Genomic DNA, 22,504 nt, shown 5'->3' on the forward strand with positions numbered 1-22,504 from the left:
TCGTTTAATGGAGGGTGACTGTATATGACTAGTAAAGCTAAAGAGCGGAGTGCGGAAGCGCTTGGAGAAGGATTAATCGGGATACGCCGTCATCTGCACCGGCACCCGGAACTGTCCAACGAAGAATATGAGACAACAAAATATATTATTTCCCTGCTGGAGCGGACAGGAGTCAGGATCATAGATTACGGTCTGTCTACCGGAGTGATCGCAGAAATTGGGGGCAAGCAGCCCGGTCCGGTCATCGCGCTGCGCGCAGATATCGATGCCTTGCCAATCCAGGAGGAAACCGGAGCAGCTTATGCTTCGTTGTATCCCGGCAAAATGCATGCCTGCGGACATGATTTTCATACAGCTGCCTTGATCGGTGCCGCCTATCAATTGAAGCATCGCGAGGATCAGTTACCAGGAACGGTACGCCTGTTGTTTCAACCGGCCGAAGAGAAGGCGCAAGGGGCACAGCGGCTCATTGCTAGCGGGGCGCTAGAAGAAGTCCGGGCAGTAATCGGGCTGCATAACAAACCGGAACTGCCAGTCGGAACGATCGGTATTACGGCGGGCCCTCTAATGGCAGCGGCTGACGGGTTTGTGATTGAAGTGCAGGGTGGCAGTTCTCATGCTGCCGTTCCAGAAGCGGGGATAGACCCGATTGTAGCTGCTTCGCATATCGTGACCGCATTTCAATCCATTGTAAGTCGTAATGTCAGTCCCCTACAAAGTGCGGTGGTCAGTGTGACGCAGATTCACAGCGGAAATTCATGGAATATCATCCCCGAAAAAGCCGTGCTTGAGGGTACAATCCGTACCTTTGATGAAACGGTGCGCAGCAAAGTACTTGACCGCTTTCGGGAAGTGGCGACTGGTGTGGCAGCTGCTCTTGGAGCAAAAGCCACTGTCCGCTGGATCGAAGGGCCGCCTCCGGTTATCAACGACGCCGCCTTAGCAGCGTTAGGAATAGAGTCGGCTGAAGCTCTTGGCTACCGGACGGTCAAACCAGAGCTTTCATTGGCCGGAGAGGATTTTGCCTTCTATCAGCGCGTTGTACCGGGATTGTTCGTCTTTATAGGTACTGAAGGAAACCAAGAATGGCATCATCCAGCCTTCAATCTGGATGAACAGGCACTTCCTGTGGCAGCACATTTCCTTGCGGATGCGGCTGTACGTTCCCTTGAGTACTACAATTCCGGTGGAGGTGCAGAATTATAGCTGAACATAAAAGTTACGATGTAATTATCGTAGGCGCAGGCTCGATGGGCCTGAGTGCTGGTTACAATCTTGCGAGGCGTGGAGTGAAGACGCTGCTAGTTGATGCCTTCGATCCTCCACATACACAGGGCAGCCATCACGGGGAATCCCGGCTGATCCGGCATGCCTACAGTGGTGATCCCGCCTACATTGATTTAGCTTTGCGGGCAGATACACTATGGAAAGAAGCGGAACAGTTGAGCGGAACAGAACTGCTTGTCCGCTCAGGCGTATTGAATCTCGTAGATAGCACAGTGTATTCCTTCAACGGTCGTCTCGAAGAAGCGAAGAAACGGAAGGTGCACGTACAGCATTTGGATGCCGAAGAGATCCGGCGGCGCTGGCCGGCACTGAACATACCGGAATCATTCGCGGCAATGTATGAACCAGATGCCGGGTATTTGTACAGCGAACGCTGTATTTCCGCCTACCGTCAGCTTGCCCTTGGACATGGTGCGGAACTGTTGACGAACTCTCCAGTAGTGAATGTCACCGCTCGCGAAGGCAGCGTTTCGGTTCATACGACAAATGGCGATTATCACGGAGCGGCAGCTATTCTCAGTGCAGGAGCTTGGTTTGGCAAATTTGCACCTTTTGTACATTTGCCGATTAAAGCAATCCGCAAAGTTGTGGGCTGGTTTGAGAGCTCCCCTGCTTTTACTGCTGGTAATTTCCCTGGCTTTACGTTAGGAGCAGAGGAGGGTGGCTATTACGGATTTCCCAGCATTGATGGAGCTGGGCTAAAGATAGGCCGCCACGATACAGGGCTGGAATGGAAGCCGGGTTCACCGCTTGCCCCGTTCGGCAGTGAAGCCAGCGATGAGGGTGACCTCCGCAAGGTACTGGAGTCTTACATGCCTGGTGCAGCTGGTCGATTGCTAAAAGGTTCTGCATGTAAATATGAGCATACGCCTGATGAAGATTTCATTATAGACTGCCATCCGCTTCATTCCAATGTGCTGATAGCTGGAGGGTTTTCGGGGCATGGTTTTAAGTTTTCTAGTGTTGTGGGTGAAATACTGGCTGACTTAGCGATCGGCGGAGCTACAACGCATAACATCCTGCCTTTTTCGTTATCTCGTTTCGCACCACCGGATCATTCGCGAACAAGTCTTATATTGGAGGGAATTTAATGAGCAGAGTTCAAATCAGTGATTATCTAAAGACGTATCATCAATTGGTAAAGTCGACCGCAGGGTTAACAGAGGAACAGCTGAAATGGAAGGCAGAACCCGCCAGTTGGAGTGTGACTGAGGTATTGACTCATCTGGCTGATCACAGCATCGTAGTTTCGTTCCGCATTCGTGATATTTTAGCGGCTACGACTGCACAGCTTCCGGTCTTCAATCAGGATGCTTGGGTCAGCGGTCAGTACGCCAACAGCGGCAATGCTTCCGACAATTTGGAGCTGTTCCGCAGCCTTCTTTACTATAACAGCCTTTTGTTTGAACGGCTTAGCGAAGAAGATTGGGAGAAAAGCGGAATTAATTTCAAGGGGGAGACTGTGAAAATTTCCGATATCGTGCGCGGCTTCACTGCACATGTGGAGAGACATCTTGGCCAGATCGAACGAATCAAACAGGGCGCAGCTAATGCATCGTTTGTGCAATGATTGCTTCCGAAGTCAGTTTTTCATGAATTGAAATCTAAGAAGCGTATGCTCACAAAACTTTTAGGAGGAATGAACATGACCAAACCAAGACAACTGAAGCTGGGTGCACTGCTGCATGGGGTAGGAGGCAGCACGTCGATGTGGCGCCATCCAGATGCCAAACCAGATGCCAGTGTAAACTTTGAATTATACAAAGAGTGGGTACAGAAGGCAGAAGAAGGCAAGTTGGATCTGATCTTCATCGCAGACGGTCTGTACATTAATGAAAAGTCCATTCCTCATTTCCTTAACCGGTTTGAGCCGCTGACCATTCTTAGCGCACTCGCAGCCGTCAGCACTAACATCGGTTTAGTTGGTACCCTGTCTACTTCGTACAGTGAACCATTTACCGTAGCGCGTCAATTCGGCTCACTGGATGTAATCAGCGGCGGCCGGGCCGGCTGGAATGTGGTGACTTCACCTCTGGAAGGATCTGCGTCAAATTACAGCAAAAAAGAACATCCTGACCATGGCAAGCGCTACCGCATTGCTACCGAATATTTGCAGGTGGCGCGCGGATTATGGGATTCTTGGGAGGATGATGCGTTTGTACGCAACAAGGAGTCAGGTGTATTCTTTGATCCGCAAAAAATGCATACCCTGGACCATCAAGGAGAGTTCTTCTCTGTGAAGGGACCGCTGAATATTGCTCGTTCGAAACAGGGGCAGCCAGTCGTATTTCAGGCAGGATCCTCGGAAGTCGGTAAAAATTACGCCTCCAAGGAAGCAGATGCTATCTTCACTGGACACGAAACGCTAGAAGATGCCCAAGCATTCTACAACGATGTTAAGACACGGGTAGCTTCGTTTGACCGGAATCCGGAGGAGGTGCTGATCTTCCCTGGAATCGCTCCAATCATCGGTGACACACCGGAGGAGGCAGAGCGCAAATACCAGGAGATTGCTGGCCTTGTAACGATTGAGAATGCACTGAACTACTTAGGCAGATTCTTCGAGCATCATGATTTCTCGCAATATCCGCTGGATGAGCCCTTTCCTGAGCTTGGCGAGCTCGGACGCAATAGCTTTCAGAGCGGAACGGATAAAATCAAAAAGGATGCGAAGGAGAGAGGCTTGACACTTCGGCAGGTCGCCTTGCAATCAGCTACTCCACGCAGCAGCTTCATTGGAACACCGGAACAAGTAGCTGATCAGATTCAAACTTGGTTTGAGAGTGGTGGGGCAGATGGATTTATGATCGCGGCTGCCGTCCCTAACGGACTGGAGGAATTCATCGATCGGGTAGTGCCGATTCTGCAGGAGCGGGGTTTGTTCCGCACTGAATACGAAAGTGGCACGCTACGTGGAAACCTCGGCATACCGTTGCCGGAGAACCGCTATTCCAAAACTTCTCAGCCAGCAGGGCAAATTTGACGGTGGATCCATTATTCGTAATCCACCAAAACTTAAATATTGCGGAGATGATGCATTACGCCGGTCAGCTGCAGGATGAAATGATTGAATACCGTCGTGATTTGCATGCTCATCCGGAGCTACTGTATGATGTCGTCCGCACTTCTAATAAAGTAGCAGAATTGTTGGAGGAGTGGGGGATCACAGTACAGAAAAATGTCGGCAAACATTTCGGAATGGGGGTGATCGGCCTCCTGCAAGGCCTAGCAGGTAATGGAAATAGTGGCCCCACGCTTCTTCTAAGGGCAGATATGGATGCTCTGCCGATACAAGAGTGCAATGAGTTGCCTTACAAGTCAGTCAATGACGGCATCATGCACGCCTGTGGCCATGATGCCCATACCGCTATGCTGTTGGGGGCTGCCCGAACCTTGGCAGCCTTCCGGGAACGATTGATTGGCACCATTATTTTCGTCTTTCAACCAGCTGAGGAAGGCGCGGTCAAGAGTCCGCTTGATGGAAGATTACTCTCAGGCGGCCGCGATCTCATTGAGGATAACGTGCTGGAAGGTGTCGATTATGCCTACGCGCTGCATGTCATGCCAGAGCTTCCAGTCGGAACGCTTGGTATTCACCCTCATGATGCCATGGCAGCGTCCAGCCATTTTAAGGTGGAATTTCAGGGGACATCCGGTCATCATAGTGCTCCGCACAGAGCTGTAGATGCGATCCAGATGGCGGCACAATTTATAGGAGAAATTAACGGTTTAATGGCTAATCGAATCGATCCGCAGGAGGCGGCGGTGTTGGCCTTCGGAACGTTGCAGGCTGGTACTGCTGTTAATGTGATCGCTGAACACAGTGAACTGACAGGAACGTTCAGAGCATTTACCAAGACGACGGTAGCTGAAATTACAAATGGTTTACAGCGCCATGCTTCAGCTATAGCTGAGTCTTACGGAGGGAAATACAAGCTGGAGCTGCGTGAAGGAATTGCAGTAGTGAACAATGCGGAAGCGGTGCAGCAGGTGCTTCATGCAGCCCGTGCAGTTCTAGGAGAGGATCAGGTAATACTTCTGGAGCAGCCAAGTCTGGCTGGTGAGGATTTTGGTTGGTATCTTAAAAAAGTCCCTGGTGCCTTCGCCTTTATCGGTTGCGGCAATAAGGAGAAGGGGATTTATCATGCTATCCATCAGCCACAGTTTAATATCGATGAAGCGATGCTAGTTCCTGGTGCGAGAATACTGGTTAGACTCGCTATACAGCATAATAGCTCGTCCAGCGTTAAGCAAAAGTAAAAGGTACCCAATTTGGGTACCTTTTACTTTTGCTTAAGCTTGTCAGCTCACCAGAAATACGTTTCGAATGTGTAACCGTTTTTCCCAAAGAAAGTTATCTCTCCGCTTGTCACTTCCTCAGGAATATCAAAAAACATGCCTTGTTTCCCTGCGATATCATAGGTGTGAGTTACTCTCTTATCATGAACTTTATAACTTACCTCGAAATGACTGAATTGCTTCTTAAGACCTTGATCGAACATACCGACACTAACGAGCTGTCCGCTCCGCTTCACTTGGACGTCGTCTCCATCATCCCCCATGCCTAAATCCATACTCCAGTCCAAACTCCCGTTTTTTAAACGATCGACGTATTTCAACGTAAGCGATTCTACGCCATCTTCCTCTTCGATATGTAAGAGTACAGCCGTATATTTATCAATAATCCGAGAGTCCAGAACTGGAAGTCCGCTCAAAATAGCAAATTGAGTTAACTCCTGCTCTGTTATTGCCTCTCCTGAGGGGTCATCCATCTCGATAGGTTTCATGCCTAGCCAATCTTGCCACGCCTCAGGAGATTCGAGTTCAGCACGAAAGTCATCATCCGTGGTAATGTTCGCTGTTCTAGTTGCTACATCCCAATCAACGGAGATCCCGATTCGTTCGGCAATGGCGCGCAATGGGACCATAATATCACTGCCGGAGAGATAAGGTGTAGGACTCTTCCAATCGATCCAGACGTCAGAATCCTCTATATCTTCGTTGTAATCGCTAAACATATAATCACTTTTATCCGGATAAATAGAAAGTGCTCCGTTAAAATGAGAAATAAAAACATGCGGATAAGGGTTATCTATAAACTTCGAAATATCGGCTTGTATGTCAGGATGCTCAAAAAGTTGGGTTGGAACGAACGTTGTTCCCTCTTTTAGCGTAGGCAACTCATCTTGAAAGAAAAAGTTTATGCCATTAATTGTGACAGAGGGTTGGACAGCATCGGATAACTTCGGTACAACAGATGCCGATGCGAAGATCGGAGTCGAATTGGAAGCCAATAAGAAAAGAATAAGTAATACGTTTATGAAGCGGCGGCTGTGCATGACTACAAGTCTCCTTTTTTTGTTTATCACTTTAATAATCAAATCAATATCCTAAATATACCATGTGGAGATTATTATAAGGGATTCTTAGCAGAAAGGCTTGATTCGAGTAGTTTTTTTTTCTTAACAGGATCATTAGTTTGACATTATGAGAGCACTTAACTATAATTATTATAGTGACTAACTTAAATATATTTAATGGGCAAATCATAAATGAATTCTAACTTCTTAAAGAAAAGAGGATAATTATGGAACAATATCGGATCAATGCAGACAACGGCTTAGAGTTTGGACTTTATACATTAGGTGATCATCTAGCGAACCCTGAAACTGGGAGCAGAATATCTGCCAAACAACGCATACGTGAAATTATTGACTTGGCTCAATTAGCGGAGCAAGCAGGAATTGATTTTTTTAGTGTAGGAGAGAGTCATCAAGAGTATTTTGCTACTCAGGCCCATACCGTTGTGCTGTCAGCTATTGCACAGGCTACTAAGAAAATGAAAATAGGTAGCTCATCTACGATTATAAGCACCTCTGATCCGGTTAGAGTGTACGAAGATTTCGCTACAATAGATTTGATCTCAAATGGTCGAGCTGAAATTATAGCTGGCCGTGCCTCTAGAGTAGGGCTATATGAATTATTGGGCTATGATCTTAATGATTATGAGGAGTTATTTGAAGAAAAATTCGACTTGTTATTAAAGATAAATGAAAACGAAGTTATGAATTGGAAGGGAGAATTTCGTAAACCTCTCAAAAATGCAAGAATCCTCCCCCGTCCTGAGGGAAACTTACCGATATGGAGAGCCGTAGGGGGAACTTCTGCCAGTGCGATCAAAGCAGGTATTGCAGGTGTTCCTATGTTTTTGGCCCATTTAGGGGGTCCCGCAGTCTTGTTTAAAAGATCCATTGATGCTTATCGTGAAGCTGCAAGCCAGAACGGATTCGATCCGTCGAAGCTGCCTGTAGCGACTGCTGGATTCTTTTACGCGGATGAAACGACACAGAAGGCCCAAAGAGCCTATTATCCATATATAAATGAAGGAATGAAATTAACAAATGGACGTGGTTTTCCTAAACAGGCGTTTGCTCAAGGAGCCGATCCGCGCGATGTTATGAATATTGGCAGCCCACAGGAAATCATTGAAAAAATTCTATATCAACATGAACTCTTCGGCCATCAACGATATATCGCACAAATGGATTTTGGTGGCGTACCTTTTGAAAGTTTAATGAAAAACATAGATTTAATTGGTTCTGAGATTCTACCGGCTATTAAAAAATATACGGCAAAAAAATAAACTCTAGGAGGTCAGAAATATGAAAATCGTAGCGTTATCGGGGTCAAAGATAGGCTCAAAAACCAGAATCGCCATGAATTACACAATAAATTCGTTCTATAAAAAATACCAAGATGCAGAAGTTACACTTCTAGATCTGGCGGAGTATGATGTTCAGTTCAGTGATGGTCGCAATTTTCTGGAATACGAAGGGGATACCAAGTACGTCATTCAAACGATCATGGATGCAGATGTAATTGTAATCGGAACACCTATATTTCAAGCCTCCATCCCAGCAACACTAAAGAATATATTCGATTTAGCGCCTGAAAAAGCATTTCAGCACAAGGTTGTAAGTATGCTCGTCACGGCAGGATCTACACGACACTATCTGGTAGCTGAGCAGCAATTGAAACCGATATTGGCCTATATGAAAGCGCAAATTGTTCAAACGTATGTATTTATAGAAGAGAAGGATTTTTATCGAAAAGATATAGTAAATGATGATGTGCTATTCCGTATAGACCGCTTAGTGGAAGATACCTATGTGCTCTCTGAGACTTATGCCAAAATTCGAGAGGCTGAAGAAGCTAAATATGGTTTCTAAGGAAGATTAAAATAAAGCCGATGATCTAAACCAAAAGATCATCGGTTTTTTGTTTGCATAAGTAAGCTAACGGACGATGTATCATTTAACGTAATTCACTTGGAGTCCGTTGTTTAATCTGTTTAAATACTCTGTTAAAGGTGCGGATATTAGTGAAACCGCATTCCAGCGCGATATCCAAAATGGTTTTGTCTGTGGTCAGCAGCAGCTGTTCTGCCTGGTTGACTCGGATGTTGCTAAGGTACGCAATATAGCTCATACCGGAAAGACTCTTGAAGAAGCGGGAGAAATAAAAGAGGCTCATATTGGCTTGCCGTGCAGCGTCAGCAAGTGTGATGGGATGCATGTAGTTGACGTCGAGGTATTCAAGAACACCTTGCATAATCTTCATGTTAGTGATGCGCCTTTTATCTTTCTGTGGATTAATCTTATCCGAAGGAACATGCCGTAAAATGAGTCCGCTCCACTCGTGCAAAAGGCCAATGATTACCTGTTCATGATATTCCAGCTTCTGATTATATTCATTCATAAGTTCTTGCAGGATCAGAGAAAGACGGTTGTTGATACACACTTCTTCTTCTCGTGTAGCAATTCTTTTCTCTATAAATGGTGAAGTCAGTCTCACATTCAAAGGCCATCCTCCAGGAAAACCGATTAACGAAGGATTGAATATCACCATCATTATCTTGGAGCTGCTGTCTTTACTGTCATAGTAGTGGATGTCTCCGCTGCTGCATATAGCCATATCTCCCGCTTTCAAGATCCTCGTTTCGGAGTTAATTCCCATCCGAATTGAACCTTCAAATACATAAACTATCTCAAGATCGTTATGCCAGTGGGCTAGAAAATCAATATCATTAGACATTATTACAGTGAAGGGGAAAGTGGAATGGTAAGTTCTATTTTCGTGAAAGGCTTTCATGAGATCTCCTGTTCATGCGGTTTAAATTTTAGGTTCACCAGTAAAACTTAGCAAAAAATGACCATTCCTACAAGTGAAATGGCGAGCACACCTCTCTGATCTGGATTACAATTTCATCAGATGGACAAAAGGTTGATTACATATGTAAAGGAAAAGGAGATTGCAGGATGACGAAGAAAGCATTGATTGTAAAAGGTGGATGGGATGGGCATGAACCAAATGAAGTAGCTGCAATTTTTGCTGGTATTCTAGAGGCTGAGGGCTTTGAAGTTGAAGTGTCTGACACGTTGGAGAGCTTCAACAGTGCAGAAAAGCTTGCGGATTTAAGTCTTATTGTACCGGTATGGACCATGGGAGAAATCAGTAATGATCAGGTATCCTCGGTTCTGAAGGCAGTAGCTTCTGGAGTAGGAATTGCCGGTTGTCATGGAGGAATGTGCGACTCTTTCCGTAACAATACAGAGTGGCAATTTTTGACCGGGTCACAATGGGTAGCACATCCATTTAACGACGGGGTAGAGTACGAAGTTAATATCGTACATTCTGGCTCCAGTCCCATTGTGGAGGGCATCCAAGACTTCAAGGTAAAATCGGAACAATATTATTTACATGTAGATCCTGCAGTGGATGTCTTGGCAACGACTACCTTCGTAATGACTGAGGGCGAACATTCAGCAAATGGTGTCATCACGATGCCCGTTGTATATACGAAGAAATGGGGAAAAGGGAAGGTTTTCTATAATTCACTTGGACATCATGCAGATGTTTTCGATATTCCGGAAGCCAAGGAACTGATGCGAAAAGGCTTTTTGTGGGCGGCTAACTAAAACTGAGATAAGGTGGGAACGATCTTGCGCAAAGTGAAGGTAGGTATAGTCGGCTGTGGCAACATCAGCAGCATTTATTTTGAGAATTTGAACGGGACTTTCGTTAACACTGAGGTTTATGCTTGTTCCGACCTGGATAAAGGTCGTGCAGAGCAAGCGGCGGAGAAATATGGTGTTCCACATGTATGGACGACAGAACAATTACTTAATTCGGAAGATATTGAAATCGTCGTTAATCTAACAACGCCTAATTTTCATTTTGACGTATGCAAGCAAGCCTTGCTAGCTGGCAAGCATGTGTATGTGGAGAAGCCCTTATCCCTTTCCCTGGAAAATGGTACCGAGCTAGTTCGTCTGGCGAAGGAAAAGAACCTGTTCCTTGGCTGCGCCCCAGATACTTTCCTTGGAGGTGGTCTGCAAACCTGCAGTAAGCTGATAGCGGATGGTTATATCGGGGAGCCGGTGGCAGCAACTGCCTTTATGCTTTGTCACGGACATGAAAGCTGGCATCCTGATCCGGAATTTTATTATAAATCCGGTGGAGGACCCATGTTTGACATGGGACCCTACTATCTAACCGCGTTAGTATCTTTGCTAGGCCCAGCTAAAACAGTTTGCGGCATCACTAAAACCTCGTTTGCTCATAGAACGATCACGAGCGACAAAAAGTTTGGCAAAGTCATTGATGTAGAGGTGCCCACACATGTTGCTGGAACGATTCAGTTTGAGAGTGGTGCTGTGGCAACCATGATTACCAGCTTTGATGTTTGGCACAGTACTTTGCCGAGGATCGAAATCTACGGCTCGCAAGGAACCTTGATCGTACCGGACCCTAACAACTTTGGAGGGCCAATCCTTTTACGCCCGGCACACAGCTCGGAATTCCAAGAGATCCCACTTATCTACAATTATACAGATAATAGTAGAGGCATAGGAGTAGCAGATATGGCACACTGCATAGACACGGGGGAAAATCCTCGTGCAAACGGAGAACTCGCGAATCACGTACTTGAGATCATGCATGCATTCCATACAAGTTCTGACTCTAAGCAATATGCTCAGCTGGTAACCAGCTGCGAGCAGCCCAAGCCATTGCCGCTGGGCTTAGTCAAAGGGTATTTAGATTAGTAAATTCCCAGAGCAAATGCTAAGTGTACGCTGCAGATAATCAGCTTTCAAAAAGGGTAGAAGACAGATCTATAAGTCTTCTACCTTTTTGGTAATCAGTAACGGGTGGAACAATACAACGTTCGAGTACTGACGCAAAAAGTCATTATTAACAGTAAACTTGATTTCATGGGTTTATATGATAGGATTTTGGAGGAGGCAAGGGCTCTACTAAGATTTATGAATAGGAGGTTAGGTATGCAAGAAAATACATTGATAGCCTCGGATTTTAGGTTTTCAATTAACCTCCCTGAAGACGCTATCGCTTCCTGGCATCAAGAACTTGAGGTAATGTATATATTGCAGGGAACTGGGGTCCTACAGCTGGATGACAATCAGTTTACCTATGAAGTTCGGCAGGATGACATTATTGTGTTGAATAGCTACCAACTGCACGCTTTAAATATGCTAGGTTCGGGCAAGGCGCTGTCGCTGTTTATCTCGCCCGCATTTTTGGCAGCTTTTTGTCCTGAGATTGAAAGTATATTTATAGAGTGTAAGTCTTTTCTATACTCTAAGGACGAACAAGATCGCTTTAATGTAGTCCGAAGTGAGTTCGCCAGTGTATTCCAGGCCTATTACAAAAACGAATCTCGTTTACCTATACTAATGCGTAGTCGTGTAGGTGTATTGCTAAACAGTCTAGTACATACTTTTCTTGAGCAGAGCAAGCAAAAGGATCCCGCCAAATCCTCAAGTAAGGAAAGATTGCGCAAAGCAACCGACTTTCTCCACCGGCATTATCGAGAAAATATCACTCTGAGTGGTCTGGCTTCTACTATCTATTTAAGTAGCTCCTACCTATCTCATTTATTTCAGAAACAACTTGGCCTTACCTTTACTGCCTACCTTACGAATGTCAGATTGAGTCAGGCGGTGGCACTTCTTCCTAGTGAAAGAACGATCACGGACATCGCCTCAGAAGTTGGGTTTCCAAGTACCAACGCTTTGATCGACGCCTTCAAACGGCGCTTTGGTGTTACACCAGGGCAATACCGTATAGTAAATGAACATGATGCGACAGATCCAAAGGATAACGATATGATTTCAGCGGAATTTTCGACTGATTTCACTTCACTAATGCAGCATTTGCATCACAACGACCACTCCATTGTCCAACCCCAGGTCAACGAGGGATATGATCTTCATGTGGACACTAACCGTAAGATTCGGACACTGAGTCATAACTGGCGGACGTTGATTAATGCAGGATACGCCAAGGATCTGTTGAATGGCGCGGTACAGGCACAAATACGAAAGCTGCAAAATGAGATTGGCTTTCGCTATATGCGTTGCAAAGGTCTGTTAGACGATGACATGATGCTGTTTGTCAGGAAAATGTCTGGTAGCGCAGATTATAACTTTGTTTATGTAGATGAAGTACTGGACTTCATGCTTTCAGTGGAGTTATTGCCTTATGTGGAATTTAGTTATATGCCCTCTGCATTAGCGAGGGAAGCCGTGTTTCCATTTAAGAGACCAAGTATCCTATCTATGCCTGAGCATCTAGACGAATGGCTCGCCCTTGTGACTTCCCTTGTTAGGCATTTCATTGATCGGTATGGAATTGAGTCCGTGCGGGAATGGAGGCTTGCTCCCTTCGTGAGTCCAGAGTTTTCTGGATATGGTGTGTTTACCATGGAAGAATACTGGGTGCTTTACCGAGAAACCAGCCTCGCCATCCGCGCAATCGATCCGCAACTACATATTGTTGGTCCAGGAAGCAATATTGATGCAACTGATTTTATCAGTGAATTTCTAGTGTCTTGCAGTAAGGGGAATTGTATGCCCGACTCTCTGGCTCTACGTGCTTATCACAGCATATTACCGGGTCAGGAAGATACTGGTCTTCAGCTCATGGCAGAGGATGAAGCTTTTCCACTTGCGGTAAGTGGTGATGAACAGTTTTTGAAACACTCCTTACATAAGGTCAAAAAACTGTTGCGTCAACGTGGTTTCGCTTGTCTGCCCGTGATTCTTGATGAGTGGAGTAATAACATATGGCAGCGTGATTTGTGTAATGATACTTCCTATAAATCTGCTTTTCTTTTCAAAAATATCCTGGAGAATTACGACCACTTTGAGGCTATGGGATACTGGTCGCTCAGTGACCATATGGAGGAGATTATTCCTTCGTCGGATCTTTTTCATGGCGGGTTTGGTTTATTCACTCGCGGAGGTTTGCCCAAAAGCTGTTATCGGGCACTGCAATTGTTACGTTATGCAGGAAGCGGTCTGATAGCTGAAGGTGACGGGTATTTTATAACTTCCTCAAAAGGTGAAATACAGATATTTCTATATAATTATTGTCATTATGATACTCTATATCGCTACCGTCATACTACTCACTTGACTCAATCCGAACGTTATAATGTGTTCAATATACGTAATACCCGTCAGTATCACATTCGTCTAGACGGCTTAACGTCGGGTGTTTATACAGAGCGAAGGTATTCGGTAGGTCCAGCTGGGGGAAGCGCCTTTGATGAATGGTTGAATATGGGGGCACCTAAGGACATGTGTCCAGAAGAATGGTCTTATCTTGAAGGTCGGTCCATGCCGTTATTTCAAATGCGTTCGCTGCAAGTGACAGCAAATTTTGTGGTAAATGCTGTTGTACAACCACACGAGGTACAGGTGATTAGATTAACTCGTTAAATAAAAATAATATAACAAGGATGACATTAGTGTCGTCCTTGTTTGTATTGTAATTTTTCTCTCGATATCAGATTTGAAATCGCTTTCGCTAATAATGATAAAAGAAGGACTGGATATCCTGATTAAACCTATTCCTGAAACCGATAAGCCTGGCGTGAAAAATATCCAAAAAAGTGCAGCTCAAATGCGCAAGATGTTGGAGGCGGTTTCGTAGCAGGAGCCTCCGAGGTAGTAGAGGACATGTGCAAGCTTGTGTTGGAGAATGTGTAAATAACCCCTCTACTGAATTATCTGGTTTAATATGCTAATCTTTATATAGTAGAGCATTATACTGCTAGAGTTCAGTGATTACCATAATAGGAGTGATATTTTGCAGACAAAGATCAACCTTGAAGGCGAATGGAAGTTGCAATTGGACAAGACTAAACAGGGACTAACCTTGCCTTTTACAGATGCTATCACACTGCCGGGAACAACGTCATACGCACGTAAAGGACCAAAGAACGAGGAAGTTTTAGTAAGCGCTCTAACGGATGAATATCTGTTTGAAGGGCAAGTCTGGTTCGCAAGAGAAGTATTCATTCCGGATGAGCTGGCCGGTAAGGCCTGCTATCTATTTTTGGAACGGACGAGACTTACGACGCTTTGGCTCGACAATACGGAGATCGGTAGCCGTAACAGTCTGAATACCCCGCATATATATGAATTGCCGAAGCTACAAGCTGGAATTCATACAATTACTGTCCGTGTGGGCAATACCGATTACCCAACCAAAGGCGGACATTTGACTTCACAGGATACCCAGACCAACTGGAATGGGATTACCGGTCGTATGGAGCTTCAGTTCTATGGGGAATCGCAGCTTACTAATATCCGACTGGTGTCGAATCTGGCTGCACGTACGGTTCGTATTACAGCAACCTTGGACAGCAACAGTGAAACTACGCTTGCGGTGTCTGCCCAAAGCTTCAATAGTGAAGAGACACACGCGGTGGACGAGCGTGAGTTTCCTGTTTCACCGGGGCTTTTTTCCGTCGATTATGTGCTAGGCCAAAACGCGTTGCTCTGGAGTGAAGGCGCTCCCAATCTTTATAATATAACCCTTGTTTTGAAAGACAGGGATGGACATATCACTGACCAACAGGAGCTCAGCTTTGGTTTGAAGGAATTTCGAGCGGAGGGTGACAAGTTTACAATCAACGGAGAGAAAACCTTTCTCCGCGGCAAACATGACGGCCTGATCTTCCCGCTCACCGGCTATGCCCCAACTGATGTCGAGGAATGGGTAAGAATCCTTGGCATTTCCAAGTCCTACGGTATCAATCATTATCGCTTCCACACCTGCTGTCCACCGGAGGCTGCATTTACCGCTGCAGATATGCTTGGGATCTATATGCAACCAGAACTTCCATTCTGGGGTACAATCACGGAAGAAACGGATGAGGGCCATAATCAGGCCGAACAGGATTATCTGATCAACGAGGGTTATGCCATTCTCCAGGCTTTCGGCAACCATCCTTCCTTTGTGATGATGTCCCTTGGTAATGAGCTATGGGGCAGTAAAGCTAAAATTGATTCTTTCCTGAAGGCATATAAAGCGTTCGATAATCGGATTCTCTATACACAGGGCTCCAATAACCACCAATGGGTACCGGAAATTCTGGAACATGACGATTTCTTCAGCGGTGTGCGCTTCTCCAGAGAACGACTCTTCAGAGGTTCTTATGCAATGTGTGATGCACCACTAGGACATGTACAGACTGCGTTGCCGAGTACAATGAAGGATTATGATGATCAAATTGTACCCTTGGATCTCTTGAATGGAGAGAAGATGGAAGATACAGCTGGCGGTGAGATCCAGATTCAGTATGGTACCGAAGCCAAGACCGTGAAGGCAGATGAGGCTTCCGGAGAATGGATACCGCACATTCCTGTTGTCTCGCATGAGATTGGACAATACGCAACCTATCCAAATTTTGAAGAGATCGAAAAATATAATGGACCACTCAAGGCCGAGAATTTCAAAATTTTCCGTGAACGCTTAGAAAGTAAGGGACTGGGGCATTTAGCCGCTAAATACTTCGAATGCTCAGGGCAGCTGGCCGTAGCTTGTTACAAAGAGGAACTCGAGGCGGCATTCCGCTCCCGGCGGCTTGCCGGCTTCCAGCTCCTAGATCTCCAGGATTTCAGCGGTCAGGGAACAGCATTAGTAGGTGTCCTCGACGCCTTTATGGATTCCAAAGGAATGATTAGCCCTGAGGAATGGCGAACCTTCTGTAATGATGCCGTTCTGCTGGCGAGATTTCCTAAGTATAACTATGTCTCCGGTGAACCGTTCGATGCTCATATAGAGCTAAGCTGCTTCCGCAGCGGTTTGCCAGATACACTTGAATTACGTTGGGAACTGACTGTGGATAACGGTATTTTGGCAGAAGGGACAACCGAGGTGAACGTTCCTGCAGGAAGGAATTACATCGATATCTGTGATTTGGAGATAACGCTGCCTGTAGTTGACCGGATGAGTACAATCGTATTGTCTCTCTCGATACAGGGGACAGATATTCGTAAGAGCTACGATCTATGGATCTACCCAGAAAAGAGCGGCAATATGCTGGAAGGCATCCATGTATTCGACAAGCTGTCTAGTGATGCGCTTGCACTGCTGGAGCAAGGTGAGAGCGTGCTGCTGATGCCGAAACCGGAAACTCTCCTAAATGCTGTCGAGGGTTATTACTGCACAGATTTCTGGTGTTACCCAATGTTCCGCTCTATCTCAGAGAGCATGAACCGGCCAGTTCCTGTGGGTACCATGGGGCTCTTAATTGATAACAGCCATCCTGTATTCCACGAGTTCCCTAGCGAGGAGTATTCAACATATCCATGGTGGAATATCGTTCAGCACTCAAAATCCTTTATCATGGATGAAGCTGATCGCAGTTGGAATCCCGTGGTGCAGACCATCGACAATTTTGAAAGAAATCATAAGCTTAGTTTCCTCGTGGAATGCAGCGTAGGAGCAGGCAACTTACTAGTGTGCGCTTTAGATGCAGACAAGGTAAGCGATTCGCCTGAAGGAAGACAGTTCTTATCAAGTCTTGCGGGTTACATCAAATCCGCAGCGTTCAAACCACAATACAAAGCAACTGTGAATGAGCTTCTTGAGTTGATCAAGTAGGGGATTGCTAAGGGCTCCTCATTGTATTTCACATGGGTGAACATAACAGAAGGACTATGCTTCTGTAAGTAAGATGGGCTGTTTAACAGCAGAGCAGCGATTCTCTATGTAACAAGAGAATCGCTGCTCTTTTTGCTAGATAAGGGGCAGACTTTAACTTCACAGTATAATCATCTTCTAAGATTTGGAGAGTTTCGGACCCAGAAGAAGCTAATTTCCAAAATTCAGCCTTTTTCGCGTTCTACAAATAGTTTTTATCTAGAATGGTTGTTTGTACTTAGCTGCAACTGAGCAGATTAACAAACGATTTCACAGGGTTAGGGGCCTTCGAAAATGATAACCCGATGCTATCATTGATAATGAAGCTGGATGAATAGAATTGTAAGCGCATTAACCGATGGCGCCAGAGCCGTTCTTAATCATGAACAGCGCCAAATTATGCAGGATTTGGGGGAACGGGAGAAGACATGAAACAAATTTTATTGAACGATCTAAATTGGGAAGTCAAAGGGTACTGGCCTTGGGTGCCGTTAAAGGGCACCAGCATGGAGCTGGGGCAGGAATTGATGGGAGTTACAGACTGGATGTCAGCCACCGTGCCGGGTGGAGTTCATTATGATCTATACAGACAGGCCTGGATTAGCAATCCTTATGAAGAGTTGAACAGTTTAAGCTGTGAATGGGTGGAGAACCGTTGGTGGGTTTACCGCACGACATTAAAACCTCCAGAGCTAGAGTCAACGCGAGTTGAGCTTGTCTTTCAAGGTCTAGACTATGAAGCAGCTGTTTACGCCGACAATTTCCTGTTGGGTGAGCATAAGGGAATGTTCGAGCCGGCTGTATTTGATGTTACAGATCTACTCTCGGAGCGGGAGAGTCTGGAAATCTCAGTGCTCCTGAAGCAAGCCCCGGATGAAATGGGGCAAATCGGCAAAACCTCGGCCACCTTCACACAGAAGAGCCGTTTTAATTATAAATGGGATTTCTCCACCAGGTTAGTCAACGTCGGAATCTGGGATGATGTAGTACTGAGGGTTCACCGGGATTGTTCTTGGCAAGACGTGTCGATCACTACAGATGCGGAGCTTGGTGAGAATGGCGGGCAGGTGTCAGGTCGAATTTCTATTCAGGCAAGCATCAAACAGATGGCTGATCCTGAACATGCAGGGAGGGTGACAGCGAGCATCACTTGTTCTGATCCGAAGGGGAATCCGCTGCTGGTTCAGTCGTACTCCTTTCTTGCAGGAGAAGTTCTAAACGCGGAGCTCGAAATACCTGAACCTCAGCTATGGTATCCAAACGGCTACGGAGAACAACCGTTCTACAGCCTTGAGTTGAAGCTAATGGACGAATACGATATGGAGCTCGATACAAGAAGGTTTCAGACAGGCATCCGCAAACTTAATTATCTCCTTAATGAAGGAAGCCCCGACAACGCGCTACCTTATACGGTTGTGATCAACGGGTGCAAGATTTATATAAAAGGGGTTAATATCACACCCTTGGATCATCTCTACGGAAATGTGACGGTCGAACAGTATCAGCAGATGATCCATCTGATGAAAGCGGCACATATCAATCTCGTTCGGGTATGGGGCGGCGGAATCATTGAGAAGAAGGCCTTCTACGACTTATGTGATGTAAACGGCATTATGGTCTGGCAGGAGTTCATCCAATCGAGTTCAGGCATTGATAATATTCCATCCAAGCTGCCTGAGTTCCTGGAACTGCTGCGCAAGACGGCTTGCACCACACTCTGCGACAAACGCAATCATGTATCGCTGACGGTATGGAGCGGTGGAAATGAATTAATGAGTGAACCGAACAAGCCTTCAGACCTCAGCGATTCCAATCTGGCGATGCTAAAGGGGCTGGTAGAGCAGTATGATCCGCAGCGGCTCTTTCTGCCTACCTCGGCATCTGGTCCGGTGGAATATATTACGGAAGCCAGGGGACAGGGTCATGATGTTCATGGCTACTGGAAGTATATGGGCAACCCCTATCACTACGAATTATATGGCAGTAACGATAATCTGCTGCATAGCGAATTCGGAGTGGATGGACTTAGTTCTCTTAAAAGCCTAGAGAAATTTCTGAAGGCAACCAACCAACAGCCTGTCTCGATGGAGAACAATGCGGTATGGAGACATCACGGGGAGTGGTGGGATACGCTTAGCCGTGAAGAAGAAATGTTTGGTAGCATGAGCAATTTGAAGCAGTTCACCATTTGCAGCCAATGGATGCAAGCAGAAGGTATCCGCTTCGTGTTGGAGGCCAACCGTCGCCGAAAATTCAGAAACAGCGGGAGCATTGTGTGGCAGTTCAACGAGCCTTGGCCGAATGTGTCTTGCACCAATCTTGTCGATTATTATGGGGAAACGAAGATGGCCTACCATTGGGTGAAACAGGCCTTCCGTCCGCTGCATGCATCGCTAGATTATCGGAGTCTACTGCTAATACCTGGCACCGGATTTCAGGGAAATGTATTTGTTCATGGTGGGGATGGAGGTAGGATTAATGTTGAAGCGGAAGTACTCGATGCAGCGGGCCGGGTCCTACATCGGCAATTCTTTGAAGCAGAAGGAGACAAAGAGCGTGCTGTCTGTGCTGGCGAGCTTAATTTCAGCGTGTCTGAGGATGAGGATCAATTATATTTTGTTAGATTGTCATTCCGGAATGTTGAAGAAGATCTGCAGCAAAATTTATATGTCTTCTCCACAGCCAAAAAACATCTTTATGCCCCAGCACTTGAGCTTACAGGTGGAAACCTTCACGTGCGGCAGGAAAGCTTATGGCTACCCACTGGTGTAGGAGAGTTAAGTCACCAAGCTCACTTCACCCTCCATAATACTGGTAGTGAAGTACTGCTTCATGTACATGCTGAGGAGAAGGGGAACCGCTACTGGATGGAAGCAGAAGAACAGTTCCTCACCCTTTTTCCGGGAGAAAACAGGACGGTAACGGTTACTTGCACACCGAAACTGTCGGGAGGATTTCTGGCTGGGGAGAATTACAATAGTACCGACGGCTTACCAGAAATTAAATTTTGCTCGTTTCTGACAGCACAGGGCGAAACGATATCGGATGAAGGAGAAGGAGATCATGAGTAAATCATTGTGTTTTGTACCGGGAAAATACGTTCCACTAAGTCGGTTTATTCTGAATGGTGGAACTGCGCCCATTGCTGTACCCGTTACCAGGGCTGTGGCTGATTATTTAAAATTGCACAACGCAGAACTGCGGCTGGCATGCTTACGCAGCGGTGAAGTGACTTACCAAAATGCAGCTTGGTCAACCCTGCGGGAGGATACAGTTGAGGCGGAGGTAGTAAAAACGGAAGGAAGCCAGAATTTAGAAGAAGGAGTATTCGTATTGGTCAGCCCGTTGCTGATTAATACGCTTCCAGTAGTATCACACTGGGATAACAGTGCTGCTGAGGGAAAAGGCGGCTTCCGTTATGGTGGAACCGACGGCATCGGAACCCTGCGGATGGACGAAGCTGGAGAGAAGGTTGTAGCTGAGCATGTACGGCTCTATAATAACGATTCAGATAGCCCTTATGTGTACAATACCGAAGATTATCAGCTGTTCGGCAGTAACGAAGGGGATAAAGTACTTAAAACCCCGCAATTTGAACACTATATTGGTGACCGCTACAGTCTCTATGCAGTAGATGATTTAGTTGCCATCTCCTTGAGCGACCGTATCCTGAAGACCTTTGGGTATCCGGTGGTCTTCCGTAATGAATCGACTGACGATGGGGCTCTTTTAAACAATGTGCCTGTGTTTCAGCTCATCAGCGGCAGTCTTTTAGTTACGGAGAACGGTAAGCATAGCCTTGCGTCCTATATTTTGCCGCCCAATTGGAGTGGGAAAAGTGTTAAGGGCTATCCGCTGTTATTCAACGGTTATTATGATGCCAATGAAAATACTTTCAGCACTGTAGGCCCCTCATTTCTGGAAATCATCGGCAAGACTCTGGCCAGCACAGGCAAAGGTGTTGTTGGTGTTCTCTGGAACGGCGGGGGGTACATCGGCAGCCGCTCCCTGCAAGGCTCCATTTACGCCGGCATCGCAGCTGCAATTGCCAGAGGCCAAGATAGCTATGGCGGTGATGCGGAGCAGGTTGTGGCCGTGGGTGGCTCACGCGGTGGGCTGACTGCGTTGCTGGCCGGAGGTAATCCACTTCGGCTGCCGTATCGGGTGCGCTACACATTGTGTTATGCACCTCCGCTAATTTTGAATGGGCTTACCCGTGAGTTTGCAGAAGGGGCCTGTCCGTTGATTTGGCATGTGGCAGAGGTGGACACAGGTTATCGGGAGATCTGGAAGAAGGATTGGAGGCATCCACAGACCGGAAGTACGGGAATCGAGACGCTGCTACAGACGCTGACGGGAGCTACTGACTCCGCAAGGCTACAAGAAACGACCGGACTGGAATCCACTTTCTTCCTGGAGGGTCTTAAAGCGAGCGGCACAAAGCTGCTGATCAACCACGGCACGCATGATGCCTTTACCCTCAGCCGATTCAGCTTTGCCTTCGCGGCCTTAGTCCGGAGTCGTGGCATTCCACTTCGCCATGAGATCGGCTACCGCTTCGGGCATAACAACTGCACGGACCTTTACGAGCAGGCTGCTCTGTGTCTAAAAGCTATACTACAGGAACAGGAGCTTGAATTCACGGGGACGGTGCATTATCGCAGACGCAGTCCAGCTGCGGGCGAGTGGGAGCAGACGGAACGTTTTGTTCCGGTTCATCAGCCAGTTTTTCTGGAGGCACCGAAGTTCGTTGCGGTGGGTAGTCCAGTGGCTTGGACTCTTTATGGAGAGCCGGGAATGGAATACCGCCTAGAGCTGGGAATCCTAGATCAGCAGGCTTGGGAACAGAAGCAGCAAATAGTCCGGAATGAGCGCATTACACTCGCGTCCGGTGAATTGCCAGATAAACAGCATCCTCTTGAGCTCTGCTCGTGGCAGGATGGGGCAAGCCAACTCGCTGACGGGCAGCATGAGGGTTATTATCTCTATGAGTTGTCTTATAGGCTCAAGGGTGAACAGGACTGGAACGTAGTATCTCCATCCCGTGTGCCACAGCCCGGCGTGGAGCCGCAGGCGATACTCCGCATATTGGAGGAGCAGCCCAATCCGGCGAGCGAAGCGTTCCGGGCGGAAGCAGCCGTCCTATGTATTAGCTCAGGGCTAAGTGAGGCCTAACCTAAACGTCATAACATGAACATAA

Annotated in this window: 15 protein-coding genes; 13 read left to right on the top strand and 2 right to left on the bottom strand. The window is 46.6% G+C overall.

What is annotated here, in order from left to right:
- Window positions 1–24: 24 nt before the first annotated feature.
- The 5 genes from ACN6KS_RS14965 to ACN6KS_RS14985 all read left to right on the top strand — a co-directional run bounded on the left by ACN6KS_RS14965 (window position 25) and on the right by ACN6KS_RS14985 (window position 5,547).
- On the top strand, window positions 25–1,206 hold the full coding sequence (locus ACN6KS_RS14965) for an amidohydrolase (RefSeq protein ID WP_440962349.1): 1,182 nt from the start codon (window positions 25–27) through the stop codon (window positions 1,204–1,206).
- Window positions 1,203–2,378 (top strand): N-methyl-L-tryptophan oxidase, encoded by a 1,176-nt coding sequence (gene solA, locus ACN6KS_RS14970; protein WP_094869025.1) that lies wholly within the window; start codon window positions 1,203–1,205, stop codon window positions 2,376–2,378. Before ACN6KS_RS14965 ends, solA begins: the two co-directional genes overlap by 4 nt.
- On the top strand, window positions 2,378–2,857 hold the full coding sequence (locus ACN6KS_RS14975) for a DinB family protein (protein ID WP_094869024.1): 480 nt from the start codon (window positions 2,378–2,380) through the stop codon (window positions 2,855–2,857). The genes solA and ACN6KS_RS14975 overlap by 1 nt, the downstream gene beginning before the upstream one ends.
- A 75-nt stretch (window positions 2,858–2,932) precedes the next feature.
- The gene (locus ACN6KS_RS14980; RefSeq protein WP_280786211.1) at window positions 2,933–4,270 is read left to right on the top strand and encodes an LLM class flavin-dependent oxidoreductase; all 1,338 of its coding nucleotides are present in this window, start codon (window positions 2,933–2,935) and stop codon (window positions 4,268–4,270) included.
- Between the two features lie 2 nt (window positions 4,271–4,272).
- The gene (locus tag ACN6KS_RS14985; protein ID WP_440962405.1) at window positions 4,273–5,547 is read left to right on the top strand and encodes a M20 metallopeptidase family protein; all 1,275 of its coding nucleotides are present in this window, start codon (window positions 4,273–4,275) and stop codon (window positions 5,545–5,547) included.
- 47 nt (window positions 5,548–5,594) lie between these two features.
- Here the strand turns inward: ACN6KS_RS14985 and ACN6KS_RS14990 are convergent, their stop codons facing one another.
- Window positions 5,595–6,626 (bottom strand): stalk domain-containing protein, encoded by a 1,032-nt coding sequence (locus ACN6KS_RS14990; protein ID WP_440962350.1) that lies wholly within the window; start codon window positions 6,624–6,626, stop codon window positions 5,595–5,597.
- Between the two features lie 248 nt (window positions 6,627–6,874).
- Between ACN6KS_RS14990 and ACN6KS_RS14995 the strand changes: the two genes are divergently transcribed.
- Both ACN6KS_RS14995 and ACN6KS_RS15000 read left to right on the top strand, forming a co-directional pair.
- On the top strand, window positions 6,875–7,930 hold the full coding sequence (locus ACN6KS_RS14995) for an LLM class flavin-dependent oxidoreductase (RefSeq protein ID WP_440962351.1): 1,056 nt from the start codon (window positions 6,875–6,877) through the stop codon (window positions 7,928–7,930).
- Between the two features lie 19 nt (window positions 7,931–7,949).
- Entirely contained in the window at window positions 7,950–8,516 is a 567-nt protein-coding gene (locus tag ACN6KS_RS15000; RefSeq protein WP_440962352.1) for an NADPH-dependent FMN reductase, read from the top strand.
- Window positions 8,517–8,601: 85 nt separating this feature from the next.
- Here ACN6KS_RS15000 and ACN6KS_RS15005 read toward each other — a convergent pair whose 3' ends face one another.
- Entirely contained in the window at window positions 8,602–9,438 is an 837-nt protein-coding gene (locus ACN6KS_RS15005) for an AraC family transcriptional regulator (RefSeq protein WP_094869019.1), read from the bottom strand.
- Window positions 9,439–9,605: 167 nt separating this feature from the next.
- On the opposite strand from ACN6KS_RS15005, the gene ACN6KS_RS15010 reads away from it, so the two are divergent.
- The 6 genes from ACN6KS_RS15010 to ACN6KS_RS15035 all read left to right on the top strand — a co-directional run bounded on the left by ACN6KS_RS15010 (window position 9,606) and on the right by ACN6KS_RS15035 (window position 22,479).
- A complete protein-coding gene (locus tag ACN6KS_RS15010; protein WP_094869018.1) occupies window positions 9,606–10,265 on the top strand; it encodes a ThuA domain-containing protein in 660 nt (219 codons plus the stop codon).
- Between the two features lie 24 nt (window positions 10,266–10,289).
- Window positions 10,290–11,393, top strand: coding sequence for a Gfo/Idh/MocA family protein (locus ACN6KS_RS15015; protein WP_179281522.1), 1,104 nt, complete (start codon window positions 10,290–10,292; stop codon window positions 11,391–11,393).
- Window positions 11,394–11,630: 237 nt separating this feature from the next.
- Entirely contained in the window at window positions 11,631–14,090 is a 2,460-nt protein-coding gene (locus ACN6KS_RS15020) for a GH39 family glycosyl hydrolase (RefSeq protein WP_280786215.1), read from the top strand.
- A 370-nt stretch (window positions 14,091–14,460) separates the two neighbouring features.
- Window positions 14,461–17,265 (top strand): glycoside hydrolase family 2 TIM barrel-domain containing protein, encoded by a 2,805-nt coding sequence (locus tag ACN6KS_RS15025; protein WP_440959934.1) that lies wholly within the window; start codon window positions 14,461–14,463, stop codon window positions 17,263–17,265.
- 467 nt (window positions 17,266–17,732) lie between these two features.
- Entirely contained in the window at window positions 17,733–20,375 is a 2,643-nt protein-coding gene (locus ACN6KS_RS15030) for a glycoside hydrolase family 2 protein (protein WP_440959935.1), read from the top strand.
- Window positions 20,368–22,479 (top strand): hypothetical protein, encoded by a 2,112-nt coding sequence (locus ACN6KS_RS15035; protein ID WP_440959936.1) that lies wholly within the window; start codon window positions 20,368–20,370, stop codon window positions 22,477–22,479. Before ACN6KS_RS15030 ends, ACN6KS_RS15035 begins: the two co-directional genes overlap by 8 nt.
- The last annotated feature ends 25 nt before the right edge of the window (window positions 22,480–22,504 follow it).

It is taken from the genome of Paenibacillus nitricinens, from assembly GCF_052056485.1.
Lineage (GTDB): Bacteria > Bacillota > Bacilli > Paenibacillales > Paenibacillaceae > Paenibacillus_AQ > Paenibacillus_AQ nitricinens.

Excerpts from the sequence above, each read along its gene's own strand:
- ACN6KS_RS14975 (WP_094869024.1), top strand. The coding sequence starts at position 2,378 with ATGAGCAGAGTTCAAATCAGTGATTATCTAAAGACGTATCATCAATTG.
- ACN6KS_RS14995 (WP_440962351.1), top strand. The coding sequence starts at position 6,875 with ATGGAACAATATCGGATCAATGCAGACAACGGCTTAGAGTTTGGACTT.
- ACN6KS_RS15030 (WP_440959935.1), top strand. The coding sequence starts at position 17,733 with ATGAAACAAATTTTATTGAACGATCTAAATTGGGAAGTCAAAGGGTAC.
- ACN6KS_RS15020 (WP_280786215.1), top strand. The coding sequence starts at position 11,631 with ATGCAAGAAAATACATTGATAGCCTCGGATTTTAGGTTTTCAATTAAC.
- ACN6KS_RS15010 (WP_094869018.1), top strand. The coding sequence starts at position 9,606 with ATGACGAAGAAAGCATTGATTGTAAAAGGTGGATGGGATGGGCATGAA.
- ACN6KS_RS14980 (WP_280786211.1), top strand. The coding sequence starts at position 2,933 with ATGACCAAACCAAGACAACTGAAGCTGGGTGCACTGCTGCATGGGGTA.
- ACN6KS_RS15000 (WP_440962352.1), top strand. The coding sequence starts at position 7,950 with ATGAAAATCGTAGCGTTATCGGGGTCAAAGATAGGCTCAAAAACCAGA.
- ACN6KS_RS15005 (WP_094869019.1), bottom strand. The coding sequence starts at position 9,438 with ATGAAAGCCTTTCACGAAAATAGAACTTACCATTCCACTTTCCCCTTC.
- ACN6KS_RS15035 (WP_440959936.1), top strand. The coding sequence starts at position 20,368 with ATGAGTAAATCATTGTGTTTTGTACCGGGAAAATACGTTCCACTAAGT.
- ACN6KS_RS14990 (WP_440962350.1), bottom strand. The coding sequence starts at position 6,626 with ATGCACAGCCGCCGCTTCATAAACGTATTACTTATTCTTTTCTTATTG.
- ACN6KS_RS14965 (WP_440962349.1), top strand. The coding sequence starts at position 25 with ATGACTAGTAAAGCTAAAGAGCGGAGTGCGGAAGCGCTTGGAGAAGGA.